Source organism: Pseudomonas sp. GM80 (assembly GCF_000282515.1).
Taxonomy (GTDB): domain Bacteria; phylum Pseudomonadota; class Gammaproteobacteria; order Pseudomonadales; family Pseudomonadaceae; genus Aquipseudomonas.
Genome location: NZ_AKJD01000050.1, coordinates 1 through 15,810 on the forward strand (window position 1 = coordinate 1; position 15,810 = coordinate 15,810).

Below are 15,810 nucleotides of genomic sequence, written 5' to 3' on the forward strand. Positions count from 1 at the left end.
CCTGCGGCAGCTCCTACAAGGAGGGTTAGGGGTTTCTTGATTCCAGGACGGTGACGGTTGCGGTGGTGCCGGCGCGCAGGCGGTTTTTGCCGGCGTAGTCGTTATCGATGCCGATTCGCACCGGTACGCGCTGGGCCAGTTTGACCCAGGTATAACTCGGATTGATGTTGGCCAGCAGACGACTGCCCGGTGCGTTTTCCCGGTCGGCGATGGCGAAAGCGATGCTCTGCACGGTGCCGCCGAAGGTTTCTCCGCTCATCAATTGAATCCGTACCCGATCGCCCTCCTCGATGCGCGGCAGTTTGGTTTCTTCAAAATAACCGCTGACGTAGAACGAATCGCTATCCACCAATGCCAACAAGGCGCCACCGCTCACGGCGTAATCGCCCTCACGGGTCAACAGGTTGGTCACGTAGCCGCTGACCGGGGATTCAACGCGGGTACGCTGCAAATCCAGTTCAGCCTGGGTCTGCGCGGCAATTGCCAATTGCACGTTGGCTTCGGCCAGCCCGAGGTTGGTCTGATTGCGCAACAGATCGGCCTGTGCCACGGCCACGTCGGTGCTGGATTTTTCCCATTCCTCGCCCGAGATCGCGAACCCTTGCTTGAGCGTACGTCGCCGACGTTCTTCGCTTTGACGCTGTTTGAGCAATGCTTCACTGGCAACGATCGCTGCTTGCGACTGCCCCAGGGTGGCCTTGGCCACTTCGACTGAGCGGCGCGCATGCTCGACCGCCAACGTGTAACGTGCCGGGTCGATTTCCAGCAGCAATTGACCCTTTTCGACATGCTGGTTGTCTTGCACGGCGAGGCTGACGATGCGCCCCGAAACATCGGCCGACAACGTCACCACATCAGCCCTCACCCGGGCATCGCGGGTCCACGGCGCGCGGGTGTAATGCTCCCAGGCGAACCAGCCAAGCACGATGGCAAGAACCACCACGGCCAGCGTCAGCAATCTTGCGAATAACACTTTCAAGGCATCAGGCTCCCATCAGCAGAATCAGCGCGGCACACACGCAGGCATACAAGGCGCCTTCGAACAGGGCCTCATGCCAGACCAGGCGCAGTACGCCCAGGCGGCGCAAGAGCCAGTCGAGCAACATGAACAGGGGGATTGCCAGTAACAAGGCCTGGGCAATGGGCGGCAGATAAACGCCGCCAATCTCGAAATCAATGGGCAAGGGCTGGCGCTCCTTCCGAGGTGGAATTTTGCAACTCGTCACCATGGCGCTCCAGGAACGACACCACGATCAGCAGGGCTACGCGCATGCGAAACACCGACCATAAATGCTCGTGACTGGCGACATGCAGATCGTCCAGTTCATCGCCCAAGTCGTGCAAGGTTGCCAACAGTGGCGTCAGTTGCACTTCTGCACGTCCGGCAACAAAGCGCCCGGTCTTGCGCAATGCCGAGGACAGCCGGCGGCTGAACGGGTCCGACAGTAACTGATTGTTCTGCGCCTGCTGGCGTAGCTGATGCATCGCCACCCCCAGCGCGACACAGGCGAGGCTGATTTCATAGAGTCGCTGCATCGCCCGATCATTTACCGCAGGCAGCAGGCCGAGCATGCTGGTCAGGCGATCGACCATACGGCTTTCGAACGCAAATTGTTGCTCATCGGTGGTCGGGCTTTTGGTCAGCTCATACACCTGCTCGCGCGCCTCTTTATACAAGCGGCGAATACGCCACGCCGGGCGAAACGGAAAAATCCACGCGTAGACAATCAGCGCCAGCATCGCCGCACTGACGTAAGCCCCGGCAAATTCGAACCATTGAATCGCGCTGTTCTGCCCGGTGCCGATATTCTGCGGGCCGAGCATCAGGAAACTCGACAAACCCAGGCCCATGCCGATCCCCGCCGTCGCCGGGCTCGCGAGGCCAACCGCAATGACGTAGAGCAATGGTGCGAGCAACAAGGCCAGCCACTCGAAATCACTGACCGCCGGCACCAGCATGAATTGGTAGAGCGCTGACACCAGCAGGGCCAGCCCCAACCCGCGCGCATAACTCTGCGCAGCCAGCAGTGGTCGCGGAAACGTCGCCATCAGCGAACAGAGGATTCCCACCAGAATCATCCCGCCGCGCGCGCCGTCCCAGGCGGTCTCGATCCAGATCAGCCCCGCCACCAGCAACGCGGTAAAGGCGCGGATCGCATTCATCGAGGCCAGAGTGAAATCCAGATGCAGCGGGCTGGCCTGCCCCCGATAGAGGCAACTGGCTTCGCGTCCTTCCTGAATGGCATCGCTCAATTCGAGAATCTGCTCCAGTTGTTGCAGCAGCCGCGCCTGCTCCCAGCGCAACGCCCACGCCAGCGAGCGCAAGGTGGCACTCATGTCTTCGGTCAGTTGCTCGGCCTTGTAGGCCAGTTGATCGAACTGATGCTGCAGCGTGACAAAGCCGTGGCGCGTTTCGGCAGAAAGCGAACGCCCCTGCTCCGCCAGTTGATCGAGAAATGCCAGTTCCTCGGCACGCAGACGCTGGACATCCTCAGGCAAGTCGCCCTCCCAACGCTCGGTGAGCAATTGCCGCTGATGACGCAACGCGGTCAATCTGGAAGTCAGCAACATCAATTGATTGCCCAACAGCAGCACCAGATTGTTGGCACTGCGCAAGCGTGGAGCGTCGAAATACAGATGCCGGCGCAACCCCTCCAGTGCACTGATCTCGGTCAGCAATTGCATTTGTCGGCGCTGGAAGTCAGCCTCGCTTTCTTCCGTGCGAATCACCGCAGCCGCATGAACGGCAACCAGCTTGATGACTTGATCGACCTTGGCGAAGTACCCTTTTGCCACCGCTTCCGGCCGGGCCGTGAGCAGGCTCACCACACAGACGCACGCCACCGCCAGCAACGTTTCGGTCACGCGCGTGACGGCCAGCAAAAAGGTGCCGTCCTGATCCGGAATCGCCAGCAAAGCGACCACGACTGCGGTGTAGCCACTGAGCACGAACGCCTGGGAGCTGGTGTAGCGCAGCAGCGTCCCGCCGGCGGTGCACAGCGCCAGCCACAATGCCAGGGTCGTGATAAATGGCAGTGGCGCCTGCGGAAAAATCGCCATGATCAGAACGGCCACGGCGGCCCCGAGTGTGGTGCCGATCACTTGGCCAAAACTGCGCGCAAGCGCCATTCCAGCCAGCGGCTGGCTGACAATCACCACCGCCATGATCGACCACTTGGGCTGGTCAAGATCAAACAGAAAAGCCAGATACAGCGTCAGCAAGCCCGCCACAACAGTGCGCAAGGCAAACAGCAGTACCGCCTGACCGGGATGGATGACCGCTTTGAAGTAATTGAACAGGGCTTGCATGGGCGCACTCGTCGAAGCAACTCCTGCAAGCGTAGACACTGCATCGCAAGCCTGACGGTTCACAAAGTCGACGCAAGTTGTAGGGCGATTCGCTGGCAATGGGTTTGACTCAGGGCGTGCGCTGACCGAAGCTTGCCGCTCTGCTCAAGTACGCCTGCTTTCGGAAACCTGCATGCATCAGTCCCGCCGCTATCTGTTTATCAGCCTTGGCCTCGTACTCGTCATTCTCGTCGGCTGGCTGTCCCTGCGCACCAGCGCCCCTGTGGTGCCCGAAGCGATCAAACATGGATACAGCGAGGCGTTGGCGGCAGCACGTGCCGGCCAGCCGGGTGCGGCGCGTCAGTTGTACCAGCAATTGGGGCGCCCGGACCTGTCGGTCAAACGCCGTGTCTGGCTGCATGCCGAATTGCCCAACTACCCGAGCCCACAGGCGTTGAAACTGGCCGACGCCGACTTGCAGAGCGAAGCGCCCGAAGTACGCCTGGCCGCGATCAAAAGTGTGGTTGGTCTGGTGCCCGGCGGCCAACGCAGCCTGTTGCTTGGGCCGTTGCTCGATGATGAAGATCAAACTGTGCGTTTCGCCGCGATCAACGCGTTGCTCGGTTTGACGCCGGATGAGCTGGGCCTGTATTTCGCGCCCCTGCAGCAAGGCATCGATAGCTGGGAACAAGCCCTCAAGGGCCAGGCGCCAAGCGCTGAAACCTATGCGCAATTGGCACGCCTGCATTTGCACAACGCCGAACTCAAAGAGGCACAGCAAGCACTGGAAAATACCCTGCAACTGGAACCAGGCAACCTGCCGGCGCTGGTCATGCAGATCGATGTGCTGGATCGCCTGGGCCAGAGCGACGCCGCGCGGCAATTACTCGCCCGACAATTGAAAGCTCAACCTGATTCGGCCTATCTGCAACATGCTCTGGGCCTGTGGTTGCTGCACCACGGCCAGCGCGAGTTCGCCCTGCTGGGTTTATCCAAGGCCGTCGAACTGGACCCTGACAACAAGGATTATCGCTACGACCTGGCGACCACCCTGCACAGCGCCGAAGAGCTGGAAGCGGCGCAAAAGCAATTGCAGGACATCGTCCAGCGTCACCCCTCCGACCGTAAGGCCCGGGTCCTGCTGATCAATTACTGGAAAGAGAGTGGCCAGTTGCAGAATGTGCAAGTTTTACTGGCGCAACTGGAACAGCTCAATCCGGACGATCCGGCCCTGCAACAAGGCCTTTGAGCTGCAATAGACGCTATTCTTCGTCACATCCTGCAAGAATATGTGGAACTGCCATCACGCCTGCGGGTCAAGTAATCAGGCCGTCTGTTTCAGTCAGCCGCCTCGATTCCCCTAGTCATGAGAGGGCATTTTTTGTCTACATCTAACGAGTTGATCAGTGCGAAAGCCGCTACCGGCATTGTCGGTCTGGATGACATCCTTGCCGGTGGCTTGTCTCGCGGTCATGTTTTCTTGCTGGAGGGTGAGCCCGGCACCGGCAAAACCACGGTCGCTTTGCATTTTCTACTGGCCGGCGCACGAGCCGGCGAACGCTCGTTGTACATCACGTTGTCGGAAACCGAGCGTGAGTTGCGCCAAGGGGCGCTGTCCCATGGCTGGGAGTTGGGCGACAACATCGAGATCTTCGAACTGACGCCCCCGGAAAGTTTGCTCAACGCCGAGCATCAGCAAAGCCTGCTGTATTCCTCCGACCTGGAACTGGGCGAAGCAACCAAGCAGATCTTCGAAGTGGTCGAACGTTTCAAACCCACCCGCGTGGTGCTCGACAGCCTCTCGGAGATTCGCCTGCTGGCGCAGAGCTCATTGCGCTATCGCCGCCAGATCCTCGCGATCAAGCATTACTTCGTGCGCTACGACGCCACGGTGCTGCTGCTGGACGACCTGACCACTGAATCCCTTGATAAAACCGTGCACAGCGTGGCGCACGGGGTGATTCGCCTTGAAGAATTGACCCCCAACTATGGCGCCGAGCGTCGGCGCGTTCGGGTAGTCAAATACCGAGGGCAGAAATACCGTGGTGGTTTCCATGACTTCACCATCATGGGCGACGGCGTGCATGTGTTCCCCAGACTGGTGGCGGCGGAGCATCGCGGCGATTACGCCCGCCTGCAGTTGACCAGTGGCATCAAGGAAATGGACGCGTTGCTCGGCGGTGGTATCGAAACCGGTTCCAGCACGCTGATTCTCGGCCCGGCCGGTACCGGTAAGTCGCTGATCTCGATGATTTTTGCCGCAGCTGCGGTCGGTCGTGGAGAGAAAGCCGCGTTGTTCATCTTCGACGAAGAGCTGGGATTGCTCTTCGAGCGCATGAACAACATTGGTATCGACCTCAAGGCGCTGCAGGCCACCGGCAATCTACTGATCGAACAGGTAGATGCGGCGGAGCTATCCCCCGGCGAGTTCTCCCATCGGGTGCGACGCTGCGTCGATGAAGGCCAGATCAAAACCGTGGTGATCGATAGCATCAACGGTTACCAGGCCGCGATGCCGGAAGAAAACGCTCTGGTGCTGCACATGCACGAACTGCTGCTGTACCTCAATCGCAAAGGTGCAGCGACGTTCATGACAGTCGCGCAACACGGTCTGGTCGGCGACATGCAGGCACCGGTCGACATTACTTATCTTGCCGACACGGTGATTCTGTTGCGTTACTTTGAAGCCATCGGCAAAGTCCGTCGGGCCATTTCGATCATCAAGAAACGCACCGGCAGCCACGAATCGACCATTCGTGAATACCGTATTTCGGCACAAGGCATGACCATCGGTGAACCGCTGGAAGCCTTTCAGGGTGTACTGCGCGGTGTACCGACTTACCTCGGTGCGAGCAAACCGCTGCTTCAGGAAGAAAGCTCGTGACAGTGTCGGTGCCACTGGCCGAACGGGCGCTGATTCTGGCGCCCGTGGGTCGCGACAGCCAAATTGCATTGATGATCCTCAACGAGGCCGGTCTTTGCGGTCTGGTCACGGCAGGACTTGGCTCGCTGTGCACGGAGCTTGAGCTGGGCGCCGGCCTGCTGGTGATTGCCGCTGAAGCGCTGCGCGGCCCGGAACTGGAAGTGTTGTTCGAGCACCTTGAGCAACAACCGGCGTGGTCAGACTTGCCGATCGTGCTATTGACCCATCATGGCGGTCAGGAACAAGGCCCCTCCTCGCAACTCAGCAAACTGTTAGGCAACGTGACATTCCTTGAACGTCCGTTTCACCCGGCAACCTTGGTCAGCCTGGTATCCGCCGCACTGCGCGGGCGACGACGACAGTACGAAGCCCGCGATCGACTGATCGACCTGAGTGAAAGCGAACGACGCCTGCAATCAACGATGGAGACCCTTGAACAGCAGGTGGAGGAGCGCACCGCGCAACTGCGCCACAATGAAGAAGCGCTGCGTCAGTCGCAGAAAATGGAAGCGGTCGGCCAGTTGACCGGCGGCATCGCCCACGACTTCAACAACATGCTGACCGGTATCATCGGCAGCCTGGAGCTATTGCGTCGGCGCCTGGCCCGTGGGCGCACGGATGATCTGGACAGCCTGATTGATCTGGGTGTCACTTCAGCTAACCGTGCCGCCGGCCTCACCCATCGTCTGCTGGCATTCTCGCGGCGCCAGTCACTCGACTCAAAAGCAGTGCAGATGAACAGCCTGGTCATGTCGATGGGTGAACTGCTGCAGCGCAGCCTCAACGAAAGCATCCAGCTGGACATGCGTCTGGACGACAATTTGTGGGTCGCCGAAGCCGATCCCAATCAACTGGAAAGCGCCCTGCTCAACCTCGTGATCAACGCTCGCGATGCCATGCCTGATGGCGGCAAACTGGTGGTCGAAACCAGCAACCAGGTGCTGCACCGTCAATTCACCGAAGCCTACAGCAATCTGGCACCCGGCGATTACGTGATGCTCAGCGTCACCGACAACGGCAGCGGCATGCCCCAGAGCGTGATCAATCGCGCTTTTGACCCGTTTTTCACCACCAAACCGATCGGCCAAGGCACCGGATTGGGCCTGTCGATGATTTACGGCTTTAGCAAACAGTCCCGTGGCCATGTCTCGATTGACAGCGAAATCGACCAGGGCACCACAGTCAAACTGTATCTGCCGCGCTTCCGTGGCGAAGAACTTGAACAGTCTGCCACCGCTATCCAGCAAGCGCCGGACGCGCTGGATGGCGAAACCGTATTGATCGTCGAAGACGACCCGGCTGTGCGCGTGCTGGTCAGCGCAGTGCTGAGTGAGTTGGGTTATGCGTTTGTGGAGGCCAGCGACGCCGATGGCGCCGTGCCGATTCTCAATTCGGCACAGCGTATCGATCTGCTGATCAGTGATGTCGGTTTGCCCGGTATGAATGGCCGGCAATTGGCGGAGGTCGGCCGCCAATACCGCCCCGGCCTGAAAGTACTGTTCATCACCGGTTACGCCGAACACGCGGCCGTGCGTGGCGGGTTTCTCGACTCGGGCATGCAGATGATCACCAAGCCGTTCACCTTCGATCTGTTGACCGCCAAGGTGCGCGAAATGATTCGTGGGTGACGCGCGACGCCGTCAATCATGCCGGGTGGCATGCCTGTAAAGCGGCTGGCTCTCCAGCCTATGCCTTTTTTCCAATGTCCAATAGCTGTCAACTTTGACAGCTATCCAACCCTTCTGATTAAGGTTTGACTCTCCTCTGAAGACTACCGTGTCCCTTTATTAGGTCGACGGTGTGCGTCTAAGCGAACGCTTTTCAAGGACAGTCACTATGATCAGGAATCAGCTAGCGTTTGTGGCGTTGACCCTCATTCTTGCCGGGTGTCAGACCCACGAACAAGCGCCATTGGTATCGACGAGCAATACAATCGATATCGCTGCCGCAGCGACAAACACCGCGCAGAGCGGAGCAACCGTTGCAGCGGATCTGACCAAGCGCTACAACGATGTGCGTGTTAATTGTGGCTCGGCTTCCACCCCAGCCTTTTTGTGTACAGGCGTTATTCTGCGATCAACCGTACCCGGCCCCGACTACTCCACCTGGAATCCAAGTCCGCATTCAGTAAAGAGTGGCGGTGTGTCGTTTTCCTTTGCGCGCAAGGACGCAAGGTTTCAAAAACTGGTGTTTGGTCAGAACAGCGGATTCATCTTCTATCCGATATTCGAAAACCCGGCAGGCAAGCTGAAAATCGAGGTGTTGTGCAGCTTCCCTATCGACGGCTGGAGTCACCTACGCGACGTGCCAGGGTGCGGGGGGCACCCGTACTATCCGACCCAAAGTCGACGCTGCCAGACCATTGGTATCAGCACTGCCGAACAATGGATGACACATTGGCGAAGCGCGCCTTCCGCCGCTAACGCACCCGCCTTTCAATGCAGTTTCGATGTGCGCGACAGCATGAATCAATTGGGAGCAGACTCATTTTACCAATCCATTCGCACGAGGAATTTGCTCGGCGCGACCTGGTTTCATCAGCAAAACGAGCTGATTCTGGCAACCTGGCCACAGAATGTTCCCAAACAATTACCGATTCAGGCGTTCTTTTACATTGACAACGGCCTCGCCAACGCAAGACATGATCAGCTTGATTATTTCAATAAAACCGGAGGGCAAGTGTTACCTATCATCAAGATGACAATGCCAGCCAGTGCGGCTGCAGACATGACGTTCACCTTCAATGCGGCAGATCAAGCCAAATAACGACGAACGAGCCGAACGGACCGTGGACGCGCCCGGCAGAAGCGGTCTTCAGGCCAGCAATTCCTGGATTTTTTCCTGCAGCACGTCCAGGTCGAACGGCTTTTCCAGTATCGGCGCCCGGCGCGTGATCGGGCTCCCGGTCTCGCGAATCTCCTGCGGATAACCGCTGATGAAGATCACTTTAAGGTCGGGGCGCAGCTTCACGGCAGGTTCGGCGATTTGCACGCCGGAAATGCCGCCAGGCAGGCGGAAGTCGGTAATCAACATGTCCAGATGCGGTTTGCTCGCGAGAATCTCGAACGCCTGCTCGCCGTTTTCGGCTTGCAGCACGCGATATCCCTGCCCTGACAAATAATCGGTCAGGATCATCAAGATAACCGGTTCGTCCTCGACGACGAGTACTACATCTTGTGCATCTACGCTCATGGGAAGCCTTTGTTCGGTCAATAGCTGCTGATACGACCGTGTGGTCACTCAGAGGTTGCGTCGGATTTGCCGTTTTCCTCGATCGGCAGACAAACGCGAAACAGGGCGCCCTCGTTGATTTCACTCTCGACGACGATGGAGCCGCCATGGGCGGCGACGATCTGCTCGGAAATGAACAGACCCAATCCGAGCCCGGCGACTACCGTCTTGGCGGAAACCCGTTCGAACTGTTGAAAAATGCGTTTCTGGTTTTCGGGACTGATACCGATGCCGCGATCCTGAACCTCGACCCGCGCTTCATTGCCCTCTCGGTAAACACGCACCTGAACCAGGCTGCGCCCGCCGTAACGCAAGGCGTTGGTGATCAGGTTGGAAACCACCTGCTCGATGCGGAACTCGTCCCAATGCCCCTCAACCGGTTCTGTCGCGGTAAAGGACACTTCAGTTTCCGCCGCCTCGATCTGCTGTGCAAAGTTCTGCAACAGGTTGCTGACCAGCTGCACCAGATCAAAACGGTTTGGCCGAATCGACAATTTGCCAGTGCGAATACGCGACACGTCGAGCATGTCTTCGATCAAGCGGATCAGGCTTTTGATCTGCCGCTCATCGCGGTCGACCATGGCGTGCATCTTGTCGAGGGTGAAGGCCGCAGCGTTGTCGCGCGCCAGGTGCATCTTGCGCAATTGGGTTTCGAGTATCAGGCCATTGAGCGGTGTGCGCACTTCATGGGCGACGATTGACATGAAGTCGTCGCGCATCCGCACCGCCTGCTCCAGCTCCAGTTGCGTGCTCTGCAATTGCTCCAGCAGCGCCTCTTGCTCACGGCGGGCCTGCTCCAGCGCTTCGACCTGCTGCTTCATGGCCTTGCTCTGGCGGTACAGGTCGACGAAGACGTTGACCTTGCTCTTCACCGCGTGAATATCCAGCGGCTTGTGCAGGAAATCCACCGCCCCGCTCTCATAGCCTTTGAACGCGTAGTTCAGTTCACGGCCGGCGGCGCTGACGAAAATGATCGGGATGTTCTTGGTTTTTTCGGTGCCGCGCATCAACTCGGCGAGCTCGAAGCCGTTCATGCCGGGCATCTGCACATCGAGGATGGCCATGGCGAATTCGTGCTGCAACAGCAGCGACAACGCTTCGTCCGCCGACAACGCCTTATAGACGGTGCGGTCTTCACGTTTGATCAGCGCTTCGAGGGCCAGGAGGTTTTCCGGCAGATCGTCGACGATCAGCAACTTGGCTTGGATATTACTCAGCATGCGATTCGTTCCAGCTCGACAAGCAGACGGCCGATGCCGTGAATGGGTAGGACATGATCTGGCTGCTGAACGTTCAGTGCAGCCTGAGGCATGGTGGCGACCTGCGCCTCTTGCGGGTCCTGGACAATGGTCAGTCCGCCCCGCCGTTTGACTTCAGCCAGGCCGCGCGCGCCGTCATGATTGGCGCCGGTCAGCAATACAGCGGCCAGTGCCGGACCATAGGCATCAGCGGCCGACTCGAACAGGTAATCGATCGAGGGCCGGGAATAATGCACGCGGTCTTCAAGGCTCAAGGACAGGCTGCGATCCTGCTCCACCGACAGGTGATAACCGGGCGTGGCGAAGTACACGGTGCCGGCGACAATGTCCTGTTTGTCGATCGCCTCGTGTACCGGCATATCTATACGCCTGGAGAACACTTCAGCCAGCTGGCTGCGGCGCTCTTCCGGCAAATGCAACACCACAATGATCGGCAGGACGAAGCCCTGCCGAAGCGGCCCCAGCAGGCTCAACAGGGCCTCGACGCCACCGGCGGAAGCACCGACCACAATTGCCTCGATTCGAGGTAAGTCCACGGCCTCGTTCATGATTTGCGGTAGATCCGTTCTTGCTTGACCAAGGGTTCGAACTGATTGGCGTAGTTGGAAAAATCCAGCGTTTCCTTGCTGCCGAGCACCAGAAAACCGCGATGGCACAGCGACTCATGGAACAGCCCGAACGCACGATCCTGCAGCTTCTTGTTGAAGTAGATCAACACGTTGCGGCAGGAAATCAACTGGGTTTCAGAGAACACACTGTCGGTCGCCAGACTGTGATCGGCGAAGGTCACGTTCTCGCACAGGCTCTTGTCGAAAATCGCGTAGCCGTACGCCGCTGTGTAGTAGTCGGCAAAAGAGCACTGCCCCCCGGCCTGCTGGTAGTTGGCGGTGTAGGCGCGAACATTTTCCATCGAGAAAATGCCCTGCTTGGCCTTGTCCAGCGAGCGCGGATTGATGTCGGTGGCGTAGATGATCGTGCGATCCAGCAAACCCTCTTCGCGCAGCAGGATCGCCATTGAATAGACTTCCTCGCCCGTGCTGCAACCGGCGATCCAGATCTTGATCGATGGATAGGTGCGCAACAGTGGCACCACTTCCCTGCGAATCGCCAGAAAGTGCGACGGATCGCGGAACATCTCGCTGACCGGAATCGTCAGCAACTGCAGCAATTGCATGAACGCCGTCGGATCGTGCAGGACTTTTTCCTGCAGCGCCGAAATGGTCGCGCACTCGAACTGACTCAGCGCGTGTTGCACCCGGCGCTTGATCGAAGCGCCGGAGTAATCGCGAAAATCGTAGCTGTATTTGAGGTAAATAGCCTCGATCAACAAGCGTAATTCGATCTCGCTGTTTCGTTCGGCGGGTGTACTGCGTTCCACTAAATGCGTTCCATCTTCGGTAACCACACGCGAATCAGCGAGAACAGGCGATCCAGGTCGATGGGCTTGGCCAGGTAATCGTTGGCGCCCGCCTGCAGGCAGCGCTCCTGATCATCCTTCATGGCCTTGGCCGTCACCGCGATGATCGGCAACTTGCGCCAGCGCGGATCCTTGCGGATTTCAATGGTGGCTTCGAAACCATCCATTTCCGGCATCATCACGTCCATCAGCACCAGGTCGATGTCCTCGACTTCATTCAATTTTTCAATCGCTTCACGGCCGTTACGGCCGATCACCACGACTGCGCCTTTGTGTTCCAGGGCGCTGGTCAGGGCGAAAATGTTACGCACATCGTCGTCCACCAACAGCACCTTGCGACCCTCGAAGACCTTGTCGCGGCTGCGCGCGGTCTTGAGCATCTTCTGCCGTTCATGGGACAACTGCGATTCGACTTTGTGCAAAAAGAGTGTGACTTCGTCGAGCAAACGCTCCGGCGAACGCGCGCCCTTGATGATGATCGAGCGCGAATACTTGCGCAGTTCGGCCTCTTCATCGCGGGTCAGATTACGCCCGGTGTAGACGATGACTGGCGGGAACGAGCAGATGTCTTCCGTGGACATGCGCTTGAGCAAATCGTTGCCGAGCATGTCCGGCAGCTTCAGGTCGATGACCATGCAGTCATAGATCGTCGTGCGCAGCAGCTCCAGCGCATCTTGTGCGAGGCCGACGGCGGTGATTTCGATGTCCTCGTCGCCAATCAGTCGCGCAATGCTTTCGCGTTGCAGGTCATCGTCCTCGACCAGCAGCACGCGTTTGACCTTCTGCGTCAGCTTGGCCTCAAGACGGGCGAACACGTCCTTGAGCTCTTCGCGGGTGGTGGGTTTCACCGCATAGCCGATGGCGCCCATGTGCATGGCTGCTTCAACGCGGTCTTCGACTGAAATCACGTGGACCGGAATGTGGCGGGTTTCCGCGTGCTCTTTCAGGCGCTGTAGCACGGTGAGGCCAGAATGATCCGGCAGGCGCATGTCGAGCAGGATGGCGTCCGGGACGAATTCGCGGGCCAGGTCGTAACCTTCATCGGCGCCATGGGCTACCAGGCACTGATAACCCAGCTCGTGGGCCAAGTCATACAGGATATGCGCGAAGTTGGGCTCGTCTTCCACCACCAGGATGCAACGCGTGGCAAACGGGGCCTTGTCGCGGTCATCGGCAAAACGCGGAATGTGCACCGGGGCCAACGGCGAAACGACGGGGGCCACGGGTGCTGGCGCGCTCGGTGCTGGCGGGGTGAAGGTCGATGGCGCGCTGGATATTTCGCCGCCCTCGCTGTATTGCTGCGGCAACAACAGAGTGAACACACTGCCCTGCCCCGGCGTACTGCTGACGCTGATCGAGCCGCCAAGCAGCGTCGCCAGATCGCGCGAGATCGACAGGCCTAGGCCGGTACCGCCGTATTTACGGTTGGTGGTGCCGTCCGCCTGACGGAACGCTTCGAAAATGCTTTCCTGCTGATCCGGGGCGATGCCGATCCCCGAATCGCGCACGATAAAGGCAATACGATCATCCGGCTGGCCGGCGATGGTCAGGCTGACCGTACCTTTTTCAGTGAATTTCACCGCATTGGACAGCAGGTTCTTGATCACCTGCTCCAGACGCTGGCGGTCGGTGAACAGCATCCCCGGTGTACCCGGCTGCAGGTCGACAGTGAAGTTCAGCTGTTTGTCTTTGGCCATCGGCTCGAATACGCCACGCAGGCCATCGGCCAGACGCGCAACGCTGGTGTTCTCCGGAAGCACTTCAAGCTTGCCGGCTTCGACCTTGGATATATCCAGAATGTCGTTGATCAGGTTAAGCAGGTCGTTACCGGCGGAGTAGATCGACTCGGCAAACTTGACCTGTTCGGCGCTGAGGTTGTCCTGCGGGTTTTCCGCCAGCAACTTGGCGAGGATCAGCGAACTGTTCAGCGGCGTGCGCAGTTCGTGAGACATGTTGGCAAGGAACTCGGATTTGTACTTGCTCGAACGTTGCAACTCTTCGGCGCGCTCTTCCAGTTGCACTTGGGCCTGATTCAGCTCGGTGTTCTTCAGGTCCATGGCGTCGCGCTGCGACGCCAGCGTTTCCGCTTGCTCGGCAAGCTGCTCGTTGGTCTGCTCCAGTTCGACTTGCTGGGTTTCCAGATGCGCCTGGGACTCTTTGAGAATCCGCGACTGCTCTTCGAGTTCTTCGTTGGCGGTTTTCAGTTCTTCCTGCTGCACCTGCAACTCTTCGTTGAGCTGCTGGGTTTCGGCCAGCACTTCTTGCAAGCGCTGACGGTAGCGCGCCGCTTCAATCGAAGTGCCGATGTTGCCGGCAATCAGTTCCAGCAATTCGATGTCGCGGTCATTCAACGGACGGAGGAAGCCCAGTTCGATCACGCCATTAACTCGGTCGTCATCACTGGTCGGTACCACCAGCACGCTGTGCGGCAGGCCTTCACCGAGCCCGGAGCTGACCTTGAAATAGTCCACCGGCACCGAATCCAGACGGATCAGACGCGCCTGTTGGGCCACCTGACCGACGATGCCTTCGCCGCTGTAGATCGACTGATCCTGCGCTTCCTGTTCGCGGGAGAAGCCATAAGTCGCCACGCGTTTCAGGCCGCCATGTTCTTCACGCACATATAACGCCGCCACCGCAGTGCCGAGGTATTGCGCACAGAATTGCAGGATATTGCGGCCCAGCAGATTGAGGCTCAGTTGGCCCAGGACCTGTTCGGCGAGTTCGGTCTGACCGTTGCGCAGCCATGCCTGCTGCTCCAGACGCCCGGCGCTGGCCTGTTGTGCAGCGAGGTTGGCGCTGTAGTTTTGCGACAGCGTCATCAGGTCACGACGACCAATGTAGGCCAGCAGACCGCTGATACCGGCGATAAACAGCAGGTACAGGCTGATGCTCCAGATTGTTGTGCGGCGCACGTCTTCATTGCGCGAAGTGCGCAAGACCTGCTCGGTTTCAATCACGTCCTCGAATTGTTTACGAATCTCGTCCGTCAGGCGTTTGCCCCGTCCAGCCTTCACCGCGCCGCGATAATCGCCGCTGGCTCGCTGCAGATCGATCATCGATTGCGCGTAATTGGCCCACTCGGTCTGCAACGCCTCAAGGCGACGCAAGCGATCGGTTTGCACCGGGTTGTCGATCGTCAGCTCGGTCAGCGTCTTGAGCGCGACGGCGATGCGCGGCCTGGCCGTCTCATACGGATCAAGGAAGTGCTCGTCGCCGCTGAGCAAGAAGCCGCGCATGCCGGTTTCCAGGTCAACGGTGAGTTTCACCGCTTCGTTGGCGTTATTGATCACCCGGTCGGTGTGCTCCACCCATTGAATGACCGACAGCAGATAAGTGATCAGCGACACGAAGAACACGGCACTGAGCAGACCGACGCCTAAAGGCAGGCCGATGTTGCGACTCAGAAGTTTGCGAAACCGTTGCTCATCAACCGAAGACGGAGAGGACATGGGGCAGCCTTGTCGAACTGTTGAAAACCAGAGAGTTTGCCCCAAAACGGCGGCGTGGATCCATTTTTCTGATCGGTTTAGCAGCAAATTTGCCGATTTGCCCGCGCTTGCACTGCAGCCAGCAGTTATCCTTGCCACTATTCTTTTTTGTATCCGCACGGGAACTTGTGGCTATGCGCCACTTACTCATGCAAGAGCCCGGCATTTCTGATCGACCGGCGCCCCTGAATTTCACCCCTT

The 15,810-nt window shown here is 58.7% G+C and carries 12 protein-coding genes; 4 read left to right on the top strand and 8 right to left on the bottom strand.

The features are described 5' to 3' along the window. Nucleotides 1-25 precede the first annotated feature (25 nt). Genes PMI37_RS07140 through PMI37_RS07150 form a run of 3 tightly spaced genes read right to left on the bottom strand, consistent with a single transcriptional unit; the run spans nt 26 to nt 3,309 of the window. Nucleotides 26-979, bottom strand: coding sequence for a biotin/lipoyl-binding protein (locus PMI37_RS07140; protein ID WP_008079477.1), 954 nt, complete (start codon nt 977-979; stop codon nt 26-28). 4 nt (nt 980-983) lie between these two features. Beyond that, nucleotides 984-1,184, bottom strand: a complete 201-nt coding sequence (locus PMI37_RS07145; RefSeq protein WP_008079479.1) for a DUF1656 domain-containing protein — start codon at nt 1,182-1,184, stop codon at nt 984-986. Continuing rightward, the gene (locus PMI37_RS07150) at nt 1,174-3,309 is read right to left on the bottom strand and encodes an FUSC family protein (RefSeq protein ID WP_008079481.1); all 2,136 of its coding nucleotides are present in this window, start codon (nt 3,307-3,309) and stop codon (nt 1,174-1,176) included. Before PMI37_RS07150 ends, PMI37_RS07145 begins: the two co-directional genes overlap by 11 nt. Nucleotides 3,310-3,481: 172 nt before the next feature. Between PMI37_RS07150 and PMI37_RS07155 the strand changes: the two genes are divergently transcribed. The 4 genes from PMI37_RS07155 (at nt 3,482) to PMI37_RS07170 (ending at nt 8,977) form a co-directional block, all read left to right on the top strand. Further along, on the top strand, nt 3,482-4,537 hold the full coding sequence (locus PMI37_RS07155) for a tetratricopeptide repeat protein (protein ID WP_008079483.1): 1,056 nt from the start codon (nt 3,482-3,484) through the stop codon (nt 4,535-4,537). Nucleotides 4,538-4,669: 132 nt separating this feature from the next. Then, nucleotides 4,670-6,172, top strand: a complete 1,503-nt coding sequence (locus tag PMI37_RS07160; RefSeq protein WP_008079485.1) for an ATPase domain-containing protein — start codon at nt 4,670-4,672, stop codon at nt 6,170-6,172. After that, a complete protein-coding gene (locus PMI37_RS07165) occupies nt 6,169-7,839 on the top strand; it encodes a response regulator (protein ID WP_008079487.1) in 1,671 nt (556 codons plus the stop codon). Before PMI37_RS07160 ends, PMI37_RS07165 begins: the two co-directional genes overlap by 4 nt. 208 nt (nt 7,840-8,047) lie before the next feature. Then, a complete protein-coding gene (locus tag PMI37_RS07170) occupies nt 8,048-8,977 on the top strand; it encodes a hypothetical protein (protein WP_008079489.1) in 930 nt (309 codons plus the stop codon). Nucleotides 8,978-9,025: 48 nt separating this feature from the next. Here the strand turns inward: PMI37_RS07170 and PMI37_RS07175 are convergent, their stop codons facing one another. From PMI37_RS07175 to PMI37_RS07195, 5 genes are read right to left on the bottom strand one after another with little or no spacing between them, the layout of a single operon-like run. Then, complete coding sequence (locus PMI37_RS07175; protein WP_008079490.1) at nt 9,026-9,403, bottom strand: response regulator; 378 nt, start codon at nt 9,401-9,403, stop codon at nt 9,026-9,028. A 44-nt stretch (nt 9,404-9,447) separates the two neighbouring features. Beyond that, the gene (locus tag PMI37_RS07180; RefSeq protein WP_008079501.1) at nt 9,448-10,662 is read right to left on the bottom strand and encodes a hybrid sensor histidine kinase/response regulator; all 1,215 of its coding nucleotides are present in this window, start codon (nt 10,660-10,662) and stop codon (nt 9,448-9,450) included. Next, nucleotides 10,656-11,249 carry a chemotaxis protein CheB gene (locus PMI37_RS07185; RefSeq protein ID WP_008079502.1) on the bottom strand — a complete coding sequence of 198 codons (594 nt, stop codon included), beginning with the start codon at nt 11,247-11,249 and terminating at the stop codon, nt 10,656-10,658. The genes PMI37_RS07180 and PMI37_RS07185 overlap by 7 nt, the downstream gene beginning before the upstream one ends. Then, entirely contained in the window at nt 11,246-12,079 is an 834-nt protein-coding gene (locus tag PMI37_RS07190) for a CheR family methyltransferase (RefSeq protein WP_008079503.1), read from the bottom strand. The genes PMI37_RS07185 and PMI37_RS07190 overlap by 4 nt, the downstream gene beginning before the upstream one ends. Beyond that, nucleotides 12,079-15,570, bottom strand: a complete 3,492-nt coding sequence (locus tag PMI37_RS07195; protein WP_008079504.1) for a response regulator — start codon at nt 15,568-15,570, stop codon at nt 12,079-12,081. The genes PMI37_RS07190 and PMI37_RS07195 overlap by 1 nt, the downstream gene beginning before the upstream one ends. Nucleotides 15,571-15,810: the final 240 nt, after the last annotated feature.